General features: G+C 60.4%; 8 protein-coding genes and 1 pseudogene. 1 reads left to right on the top strand and 8 read right to left on the bottom strand.

Annotated elements, in window-relative coordinates; all coding sequences use genetic code 11:
- Positions 1-145: 145 nt before the first annotated feature.
- The 4 genes from HDE76_RS17230 to HDE76_RS17215 all read right to left on the bottom strand — a co-directional run bounded on the left by HDE76_RS17230 (position 146) and on the right by HDE76_RS17215 (position 4,185).
- Positions 146-889, bottom strand: a complete 744-nt coding sequence (locus tag HDE76_RS17230; RefSeq protein ID WP_184509303.1) for a pyridoxine 5'-phosphate synthase — start codon at positions 887-889, stop codon at positions 146-148.
- A 93-nt stretch (positions 890-982) separates the two neighbouring features.
- Positions 983-1,621: a 4'-phosphopantetheinyl transferase superfamily protein gene (locus HDE76_RS17225; RefSeq protein ID WP_184509301.1), complete on the bottom strand. Its 639-nt coding sequence runs from the start codon at positions 1,619-1,621 to the stop codon at positions 983-985.
- Positions 1,622-1,691: 70 nt separating this feature from the next.
- Entirely contained in the window at positions 1,692-3,632 is a 1,941-nt protein-coding gene (gene acs / locus HDE76_RS17220) for an acetate--CoA ligase (RefSeq protein ID WP_184509299.1), read from the bottom strand.
- Between the two features lie 292 nt (positions 3,633-3,924).
- The gene (locus tag HDE76_RS17215; RefSeq protein ID WP_179479030.1) at positions 3,925-4,185 is read right to left on the bottom strand and encodes a GlsB/YeaQ/YmgE family stress response membrane protein; all 261 of its coding nucleotides are present in this window, start codon (positions 4,183-4,185) and stop codon (positions 3,925-3,927) included.
- A 310-nt stretch (positions 4,186-4,495) separates the two neighbouring features.
- On the opposite strand from HDE76_RS17215, the gene HDE76_RS17210 reads away from it, so the two are divergent.
- A complete protein-coding gene (locus HDE76_RS17210; RefSeq protein WP_184509297.1) occupies positions 4,496-5,635 on the top strand; it encodes a PA0069 family radical SAM protein in 1,140 nt (379 codons plus the stop codon).
- A 162-nt stretch (positions 5,636-5,797) separates the two neighbouring features.
- On the opposite strand, the pseudogene HDE76_RS17205 reads toward HDE76_RS17210, so the two are convergent.
- The 4 genes and pseudogenes from HDE76_RS17205 to HDE76_RS17190 all read right to left on the bottom strand — a co-directional run.
- Positions 5,798-5,958: pseudogene (locus HDE76_RS17205) on the bottom strand (IS3 family transposase); the annotation flags it as partial.
- Between the two features lie 96 nt (positions 5,959-6,054).
- Positions 6,055-7,620 (bottom strand): asparagine synthase-related protein, encoded by a 1,566-nt coding sequence (locus HDE76_RS17200; protein WP_184509295.1) that lies wholly within the window; start codon positions 7,618-7,620, stop codon positions 6,055-6,057.
- 114 nt (positions 7,621-7,734) lie between these two features.
- Positions 7,735-7,899, bottom strand: coding sequence for a hypothetical protein (locus HDE76_RS17195; RefSeq protein WP_179479024.1), 165 nt, complete (start codon positions 7,897-7,899; stop codon positions 7,735-7,737).
- 580 nt (positions 7,900-8,479) lie between these two features.
- Positions 8,480-10,531: a S9 family peptidase gene (locus tag HDE76_RS17190; protein WP_179479022.1), complete on the bottom strand. Its 2,052-nt coding sequence runs from the start codon at positions 10,529-10,531 to the stop codon at positions 8,480-8,482.
- Positions 10,532-10,554: the final 23 nt, after the last annotated feature.

Below are 10,554 nucleotides of genomic sequence, written 5' to 3'. Positions count from 1 at the left end.
TGCAGGGACACAAAAAAATCCGGCCTTCAACAGGTGAAGGCCGGATTCTTGGGACGCCTTGGCTACGATGCAATGCTTAAGTGAACAGCATTACGCCTTGTGCGGGGTTTTTCTTTGCCTTGGAGGCCGTCTAAAGAGGCGAGCCCTACTGCAACAACTGTACGTAGCTGCGCACCGTTGCCGCCAGTCCGTCGTAAAGCGCTTCGCCGATCAGCGCATGGCCGATCGATACTTCGGCCAGATGGGGAACCGCGGCCTTGAACGCTCCCAGGTTGGCCTGGCTGAGATCATGGCCCGCATTGACGCCCAGTCCCGCCAGATGCGCGAGCCGCGCCGCATTCGCACAGGCGGCCAGAGCGCCGCGCGGTTTGCCTTCGGCAAACGCGTGCGCAAAAGGGCCGGTGTAGATTTCGATGCGCTCTACCCCAATAGCCGCTGCCGGTTCGAAGCGCTCGGCTTCAGCATCGACAAACAGGCTCACGCGACAGCCGAGATCGAGCAACTCGTGGACCAGCGGACGCAAGCGATCGATATCGCGATCAAGATCGAAGCCGTGATCGGAGGTGATCTGCCCATCGCTATCCGGCACCAAGGTCACCTGCGTCGGGCGTACCTCACGGGCTAGCTCGATAAGCCCTGGATACTCTCCGCGTGCGGCCGCGAAAGGATTGCCTTCGATGTTGTACTCCACACGACCGCGAAGCAGCGCTGCAAGTGCACGCACGTCGTCCGGCCGAACATGCCGCAGATCGGCACGCGGGTGCACGGTGATGCCGCCGCACCCGGACTCGATGCAGGTCTGCGCGGCTTTGCAGATATCCGGTTCGTCACCGCCGCGCGAATTGCGCAGCACGGCGATCTTGTTGAGGTTGACGCTAAGCAGGGTCATGTCGTTTAAACGATTCCTTATAAGAGAGGTCGGCAGCAAGGTCAGCGCAAAGATTAACTAGGCAGGGCGAAAGACGCCGTAAAGCCCGAGTCATCAGATCCCTATCGTCCAGCAGTGGATCTTTCTTGCCGACCCACGCCAGGCCAGCGCGGCAACGTAGTCAATGCCGACGTCCAGCCGCTGCAACTGCCACGCTGAGGCATCATCATCATCGAGCCAGCGCAACACAGGTTGGTCTTGAATGCTCGCTACATGCAAACGATCGAGGCCAAACGCGATTCCTCGCCCCAATGCCTTGAGCACTGCCTCTTTTGCCGTCCAAAGGTTCAGAAATACCGTACTGCGAGCATTCAACGGCGTCGATGTCAAAACCGCGAGCTCACCTTTGCAAAAATAGCGCTCGGCGATATCCAGCGCACGCGGGCGATCGCGCCGCCGTTCGATATCGATGCCGGGCATGCAATGCCTTCCAATGGCGATCAGGGCACAGCCGCCGCTGTGAGACCAGTTGAATCCCACCACAGCGCCGTGCCGCCTATCGAGTTCAGGCCGGCCGAATTCACCGTCGATCAAGCTCACTTCGCCGCCGGATATTCCAAGATAGGCGCCGAGCACATTCTGCAGAGGCTGCCGTTTTTGCCGCCGCTCATAGGGCAGCAAAAACACGTGCAGATCGTGATCGCCCAGCTGCCCGGCGATCAAGCCGAGACCACGCATGTCGGTTGACTTCATGCCCGGATTTTAGCGCGACTGCGGTGTTCCTCGCCGCCTCGCCAGACAAAGCGTAAACCCATCTGGACGGCTATTTGATCAATCGCTCATCCACCAGGCTCTTTACGACACCCGGATCGGCAAGCGTAGAGATGTCACCCAGTTGATCGGGCAGGTTCTCACCGATCTTGCGTAGGATGCGCCGCATGATCTTGCCCGAACGTGTTTTCGGCAAACCCGGTGCCCACTGGATGTAATCAGGCGTGGCGATAGGCCCGATTTCCTTGCGTACCCACGCCACCAGCTCCTTGCGCAGCTCGTCGCTGCCCTCGATGCCCGACACCAGCGTGACATAGGCATAGATGCCCTGGCCCTTGATATCGTGCGGGCAGCCGACCACGGCCGCCTCGGCGACTTTCGCATGCGCGACCAGGGCGCTCTCCACCTCGGCCGTACCGATGCGATGACCACTGACGTTGATCACGTCATCCACGCGGCCGGTGATCCAGTAGTAGCCGTCCTCGTCGCGTCGCACGCCGTCACCGGTGAAGTAGTTGCCGGGGTAGGCGCTGAAATACGTTTCGATGAAACGCTGGTGATCGCCATAGACGGTACGCATCTGCCCCGGCCAGGAGTTCGTGATCAGCAAGTTGCCTTCCGTCGCCCCCTGCTGTACTTCGCCATTCGCATCAACGATCGCCGGCTGGATGCCGAAGAACGGCAGCGTGGCCGAGCCCGGTTTGGCATCGGTGGCACCGGGCAGTGGCGTGATGAGGATGCCGCCGGTCTCAGTCTGCCACCACGTGTCGACAATCGGACAGCGCTCGTCGCCAACCACGCGGTAATACCACTCCCACGCTTCGGGGTTGATCGGCTCGCCAACGGTACCGAGCAGACGCAGCGAAGCGCGCGATGCCTTCTTGACCGGCGCTTCGCCCTCACGCATCAGTGCGCGGATGGCCGTGGGCGCGGTGTAGAACAGCGTCACCTTGTGCTTGTCCACCACGTCCCAGAAGCGGCTGTAGTCGGGATAGTTTGGCACGCCATCGAACATGACGGTGGTGGCGCCGTTGGCCAGTGGACCGTAAACCACGTAGCTATGGCCGGTAATCCAGCCGACGTCGGCGGTGCACCAGTAGACATCGTCTTCGCGCAGATCGAACACGCACTCGTGCGTGTAGCTGGCATAGACCAAATACCCGCCGGTCGTATGCAGAACGCCCTTGGGTTTTCCGGTGGAACCGGAGGTGTAGAGAATGAAAAGCGGATGTTCGGCTTCCACCGGTTCGGCCGGGCATTCAGCCGTCTGGCCGTCCATCAGATGATGGTAGTAGCGGTCACGCGGCGACTGCATCGGCACGCTGGCGCCCGTGCGGCGAACCACGATGACGGTTTCCACACTGTTTGTACCGGGACGATCGAGGGCCGCATCGACATTGGTCTTCAGCGCGATCTTCTTACCGCCGCGCGTGCCTTCGTCGGCAGTGATCACCAGCTTGGCGGTGAAGTCGGCAATACGTCCGGCCAGTGAATCCGGCGAGAATCCGCCGAACACCACCGAATGGATCGCGCCGATGCGAGCGCACGCCAGCATCGCGATCGCCGCCTCGGGAATCATCGGTAGATAAATCGCGACGCGATCGCCCTTGGTCACGCCGAGGTGCTTCAGCATATTGGCGAACTTGCAGACCTCGGCGTGCAGCTCGCGATAGCTGATGCGACGCGACTCGTTCGGATCGTCGCCCTCGAAAATGATCGCCGTCTTGTCGCCACGCTCGGCCAGGTGACGGTCGAGGCAATTGCTGGTGACATTCAGCACGCCATCTTCGTACCAACGAATATGCAGATCTTTCGGATCGAACGAGACGTCGCTGATCTTGCTTGGTGCCTTGTTCCAGTCCAGCCGATCGGCTACGCCGGCCCAGAAACTGTCCGGGTTCTCGATCGACTCGGCATAAAGCCTTTCGTAATCCGCCTTGCGCAAACGCGCGCCGGCAGCGAATTCGGATTTGACCGGATAAAGCTTGGACATGATGAGCCTCGCGTTTGGCCGGCTAAAAAGAGCAGCCGGCAGGGAATCGTCATGGCGCTTCGCGCCATAGCCAGTGGCCGAGTGTAATACCGTGGGTCGCCATGCTGTTGACGCGCGGCACAAGATTTCGTGATGAAAACGCACTCGATTTTTCCATGGCGCAGAAATGCAAAACGCAACAGCTCGCGCTGTTGCGTTTTGCGACACATCTTCCATTGAAACGTCTCAATGCCGGCCAATCAAACCAACGCGGAATCTGCCTTCGTCGACCAAGGCGGTACCGCCCTCGCGATCACGCTCTTCTAAACAGGCCGATGATGACGAGCAGGACAATCGCACCGATCATTGCGTGGATGATGCTGGTGACGATCGGTCCGATAATCACGAAATGAACCCCCAGCGCCGGCAGCAGCCAGCCGGCCAGAAACGCGCCGATGATACCGACCACGATATTGCCGAGCAGGCCAAAGCCAAACCCGCGCACGATTAGCCCTGCCAGCCAGCCCGCCATGGCGCCGATGAAAAGAAAAATAAGCAAGCCGTAACCGGTCATGGAAAACTCCAGATTGGACGAGGCAGGAAGAATGGTCGCAGTGCCCCGGAACTGCTGACCGCGGAGCATCGGTCTATTGCCGTGCAGCCACTGTGACGGTAGCCGTGCGGCGAGGAAAACACCACATCGGGCTCACAGTCCCGACTCATTGAATTCTTGCCTCCGCGCAGCCGCTCCCCAAGATGCATCATAAACCGGTCGATGAGCGTTGCGTATGCGCCCAAGCAGCAGATGCGGCCACCAACCATTTGTGCAAAAGACTTCGCAAGATGTCGCGACTGCTGAGACGCTCTCGCGTCATCATCGGAGCATGGATCACCCGCCACCGGACGACCACGACCTGCTGTCGAGCTTTCCTGACGATCAGCCAGCCTCGCTAGCGCGAGCAGTGAAGGGCCGTGGCGCCGCGTCCAATCCCGAAGGCCGATTCGAAACCGTTCGCCATCAAGCAGAAGACGACGGCTGGTCGCATGCGCTACTCGACGAAACGGCGCCACGCCCGCGTACCGAAGTCACCGAAGAGCGTGCGCGCAGCCTGATCAGTCGTAACGACTCGCCGGATATCCATTTCACCCAGGCCATCAACCCTTATCGGGGCTGTGAGCACGGCTGCATCTATTGCTTCGCGCGGCCGTCGCACAGTTATCTCAACCTTTCCCCTGGCTTGGATTTCGAAACCAAGCTGCGCGCCAAGAGCAATCTTGCCGAGGTTCTACGCATCGACCTGGCCAAGCGCGGCTACGTCGTCAGCCCGATCAATATCGGCAGCAATACCGATCCCTATCAACCGGTCGAAAAACGCTGGCGGCTGACCCGCGCCGCGCTGCAGGTGCTGGCCGAATGCCATCACCCTTGCACCATCGTGACTAAGAACGCGCTGGTCGAGCGCGACCTCGACATCCTGGTGCCGATGGCACGCGAGAATCTGGTGCAAGTGTTTATCTCGATCAACTCGCTGGACAACCGCCTGGCCGCCAAACTCGAACCGCGTGCCAGCGCGCCGCATCGTCGCATCAAGGCCATCCGCATGCTCGCCGACGCGGGCGTCCCCGTTGGCGTGCTGGTGGCGCCGATCATTCCGGCGCTCAACGACAAGGACATGGAAGTCGTGCTTGAGCAGTCGGCCGATGCCGGCGCGCGCTGCGCCGGCTACACCACGCTGCGCCTGCCGTACGAATTGAAGGCGCTATTCCGCGAATGGCTGGCGCTGCATGTGCCGCAGCGCGCCGACCATGTGATGAGCCTGGTGCAGCAGATGAACGGCGGCCGCGATTACGACAGCGATTTCTCCACCCGCATGCGCGGGCAGGGCGTCTTCGCCGATCTGCTGCGTCGCCGTTTCGACATAGCCAGTCGCCGGCACGGTTACGCGCGCTCGCGCGAACTCTTACTCGATATCTCACGCTTCGTACCGCCGCGAAAACCGTCGCCGCAGGGCGACCTTTTCTAAAGCAACCACCTCGGCTTATTCGGCAGGGAAAGAAAGGATGTGGCCGCTGCATCAAATCCCGTCAGCATCTTTGGCTCAGCCAATACATCGCTATACCGGGGCGCCCATGAGCCTTGCCCATGTCATCCGATGCTGGCCGGGCGCCATCGCCGCAAATTTGGCACTGAGCGATACCTTCAGGCATCGATACATCAGCTGGACAGGATAAAGATCGAGACAGCGTTGGATCGTCGGATCCCTCAGCTCGATTCCCTGGCGAAGAACACGACCGCATCGCGCAAAAAATCTCTCTCCTTCTTCATCCGGGCCAGCTCGCGCTTGAGCGTGGTCGTCTCCAGTCGGTGTCGCCAATGGCCTAGAACCCCGGTGCCCATGTGCGCATGCTGGAAAATCGGAGTCAACGTCTACGGAATTCGATTTCAGGCAATCTGTCGAACGAAACGCTCCAGCCAAAGGAATGAGATCAAGGGTGCCGTTAGCGCACGTGCGCGCGTCACTACCAGCTCGTCCAACAGCTGGAGTACGGCGTCTCGGTTGACGAGCCCCAGGTCGGCAAGGGCGCAATCGCGCAGTTGCGTGGTTATCGTCTTGGCGTGATGTGCAATTAACTCGGGGAGAACGTGAGCGAACGTTTCTTTGCAATAACTTCTTGGAAATATTTCACCCAGTTTGGCCCGTAAATATCGCCACATCGTTTCCCGATCCTTTCGGCTCTGGAGAGGCAGGCGCCGACAAAAAGAAGCCAAATGTGGATCGCTCAACGGATTGATCGGCCAAAGACCTCGTCGAAGCAGGTGGGGAGCCTGGCACATACTCGAAGCCAACACCGATGCGGATAGCGGACCGACGGGAGCGTCAAACCCACTGATCGAGCAGGATGAATTAAGCGCTCGGGGCGTCAACAATAATTCCGCGCGACGCTTGGCCTCTGCAACCACAATGTCGCTTTTGCCTCCGGCGGATCGCTCCTCATTTCGATACGCCGGGAACAGTTGGTCTCCGCCAAGACCGGTGAACAGAAATTCGCTGCCCTGCGTTCGAGCGCTGTCCCACAAATTCTCGAACGCTTCGAGATAGAACTCAGCAAGTGGATAGTCCGGTCGACTTGCGCTTGGCTGTAGATCGAGCGTCGGCGGGAATGAATCGATATTTACGGCCGTATCGCGAAGACCAAGCTTTTCAATAAGCATGCGCCGGCGTTCGGCCTGGAGTTGACTGTATCCGTCATCGAGCAGGACTCCCAGACTTATGATGTTCTCATGCGATTGAGCCAGAGCGCATGCAACGGTCGCCGAGTCCATGCCGCCGCTTAACTCGACGGCCATCCGCTTCGGGGTGGGTCGAATCGAAATCGCACGATGCAGCAGTTGCTCGAATCGCTCTACGCCGTGGTCAATCAATGCTTCTTCGGAAGGCGATATGGTTTCAGCAGGTGAAGGATATACGTAACGGCTTTTGCCCGGCTCCGCGTAAAGCGTGGCTCGTTCTGTCAGCATAAGAACGCCCGAACATAATTGCCTCGCGGAATAATCGGCGTTGAGTGCCAGACGCCTGCTGGCCATCTCCAGATCAATGGTTGTAGGCCGGGAAAAAAAGTCGGCCAGATCATAGGAAATTTCCACCGCGTCATCGGTGACCCGGCAATAGACTGGCGCCGATCCGAGAAGACCGGCGCGCAACTTCAGTCGGCACCCAGCCTGAGCCACTTCGATCATCAGATAATCAAGCGGCCATAAAAGAGCCTCTTTGTAGAGCTGGTTGAATCGATCGGCGTCGACCAACGCGCCCGCATCTCCTTTGTCCCATTCGACATCCCGGCAACGCTCGCGCACCGTCGCGAACCACTGCCCCTGCATGCGAACCACGATGGTCTCCACGGCGCAGTGACGGTAGGGAGCGATCTGGCTTTCCCCGAAGAACAGGGCATCATTTCGCCACTCTGGCGGCTGCTGGAGGTCGGAAAAAGCAACATTGGCCTTGATCATGGATACTCGATTGCCTGTGATCGGTGCCGTTTGGTCATCGGAGTTTTCGAACAAAAGAACGCCGCCTGATGGCGGCGTTCTTTATCGCCACGTCTCAATAGAATCGCCGTGGTTTTAGCCGCCTGGCTGGGTGGAGTACCAGCGAGAGTCTTCGCCAAGATATGGCTTCATTTCGCAGACGCCCGGCGCCGCGATGTTTTGCATGGGTTCGTCGAGCTGAATGGCGAACGGGTTGGATTGAGAATCCTGCTTCTCAAACTTGGCATCTTGCAGTTTCATCACGAAGTTCCTCTTCCTAGATATCGCCATGTGGCGACAAACTGAACCTACCATCGTGCCCATGATTAGTTCGGATGACTGGGTCACAGTTCTGTCTGAAACGATATGGAATCGAGTGCAACAAGCATTGACTCATCCGGCCGATCGACCCGTGATGAAAATCAAACTGCCGATTCGTCGCTTCGACGCTCGGGTCGGCCGGAACGCCCAGCGAGAAGCTGTGTGGAGCACGGCATTCGCCGAAGGGCTTGGCGGTCCCGACGCGTTGGCCCTGTCGAAGCCGATCCGACGAAATGGCTCCCGGCGGCTATCCGGAGTTGGTTCGTGCACAGCAGCAGGCCGTTACCGATTTAGCCATTCGTATCGCTTCGACGGCGAGATCGTGGCGACGTTGCAGCGATTCGAGCTGCTCAACGCCGTAGAAAATCGGCAGGTATGCATTCACGCGCTTCAACGCTACTGCGTCAAGCGTTTATCGTTTCATTCAACGGAAGGCGCTGTTCCGCGAATGGCTGGCGCTGCATGCGCCGCAGTGCGCCGATCAGGTGATGAGCCTGGTGCAGCATTCGAACGCAGCGGATTACTTCGACGCAGGCAGATATTTCTCGAACCAGCCCAGCGCACGCTGCAGCACGTCGCGCTGATGCACGGGGTCGACGAAGTGATGGCCTTCGTTGGGATACACCACCAGCGACGTCGGCACGCCCTGCGCGCGCAGCGCATGCCATAGTTCGAACGACTGCGGCGCGGGGCATTCGGCGTCACGGTCGCCCACGACGATAAGCATCGGCGTCTTGATCTGCTTGACGAAATTGATCGCCGAACTCTTTGCGTAGATCGCCGGATCGTCGTATACGGACTTGCCGAAGAACGGGATCATCCACTGGTCGATCAGATTCTCGCCGTAATAGCTCTGCCAGTTCGAAATGCCTGCGCCCGCAACCACGGCCCGAAAACGCTGCGTCTGCGTGGGCGCGAACATGCTCATGAAACCGCCGTAGCTCCAGCCGGTCAGGCCAAGCCGTTTGTCGTCCACCGGCAGCTTTTTCTCCACCGCATCGACGCCGGCCAGCGTGTCACGCAGGTCGCCATAGCCGAAGTCCTTGCGGTTGGCCTGCACGAACGCCTCGCCCTGGCCAAAGCTGCCGCGCGGATTGGGCATGAGCACGAAATAGCCGAGCGTCGACAGCGGCGCCGAGCCGAAGCCGACCGATGGCCAACGCGGAATCATCGCCGCGGACGGACCTCCATGCACCATCACAATCATTGGATACGACTTGCCGGCATCGTAGCCGGCGGGATACAGCAGCCAGCCCTGCACGTGTCGACCTTCGTTATCCCACTCGACCGATTCCGCCTTGCCCCATGCGGGCTTCAACGCGGCGTTGATCGCGGTGACCGCCTTGGGCGGCGTAGTGCCCAGTGCACCAGCGTGTACCTCCGGCGCCTCAGCGTACGAGCTTTGCACGAACGCCACCTGCGCGCGATCGCGCGACAGCGCCAGCGCCATGTCCGCACTGCCATCGCCGATGCTTGCCGGCAGGTTGAACAGCACGCGTTCCTGCGCAGCTTTGTCGGCATCGACACGGTATTCGGCCACTTCACTATCGCCGCCGCGTACCTGGGACACCAGCAGCTGCTGGTTGCTGTTCCAGCTCAGCCATGCCGGCGAGACATGAATGCCGGGGGTGAGATTGGTCGGGCTGCCACCGCGGGACAATACGGCATAGATATCGCCGCCGGTCGAACCCTGATCGCTCATCAGGCCCCCGATAAACGCGATCCGCGAACCGTCGGGCGACCAGCGCGGCAGCGCGATCTGCAGGCCGTGCAGATCGCCACTCACGTTGCCGGGATCGACCAGCACAGTCGGCGCAGCGTTTGTCTGTGCGTTCTGCACATACAGTTTGGCCACCCACCAGTTGTTGTCGCCAGGGGCCGGTGCCGAAACATAGGCGATGCGCTGCGCGTCGGGCGACCAGCTGAATTCGTAGACGTAGCTGGCGGCCGGCGTGAGCATCTGCGGCGCACCGCCAGTGGCAACCACAGTGGCCACACGCTGCACCTCGAGTCCGTCCACACCCACCTCGCCGGAGGCGGGTTTGGCCGCCGACACGGCGCTGGCGCGGCGGGTGGCCCCTTCCACATAGAGAAAGCCCAGACGGCTGCCGTCGCCCGACCAGCTCAGCGCCTGCGCGTTGCCGTTCAACGTGGTGAGTACCACGGGAGCCGTCTTGCCCAGGGCGTCGGCGAGCACGATCTGAGAAGCGCGCGACTTATCCTTGCGTTCTGCACCGTGGCAATCGGAGATATAGGCGAGGTGGCGCGAGTCCGGTGCCCAGGCGATTTCGTCCTGGCTGCAGCTACCGGACTTGGCGGACGGATCCGCGGCGCGCGCGTGGCTGCCATCGGCATCCGCTATTTCAACGCTCGGCTTGTCGTCGGATTCCACGACCCAGGCCAGCTGCCGGCCGTCGGGCGACAGCTGCGCCGCGTGGATCGACTTTACCTTGCCCAGCTGGGTCAGCACGTTCTGGATGCGCGGATCGACCGTCGTCGGCGCTTCGGCAAGTACCGCCGGTGCAGCTGCCAGCAGGGTTAGCAAGATGGCGATGCGGAGACGGCAGGTCATGACAGATCCCAGGGACAGTGATC

Origin of the sequence: Rhodanobacter sp. ANJX3, assembly GCF_014200755.1 — a bacterium.
In the GTDB taxonomy this organism is placed as follows: Bacteria; Pseudomonadota; Gammaproteobacteria; order Xanthomonadales; family Rhodanobacteraceae; genus Rhodanobacter.
The sequence above is the reverse complement of the archived record's forward strand: the minus strand, read 5'-3'. Positions and strand labels throughout refer to the sequence as shown.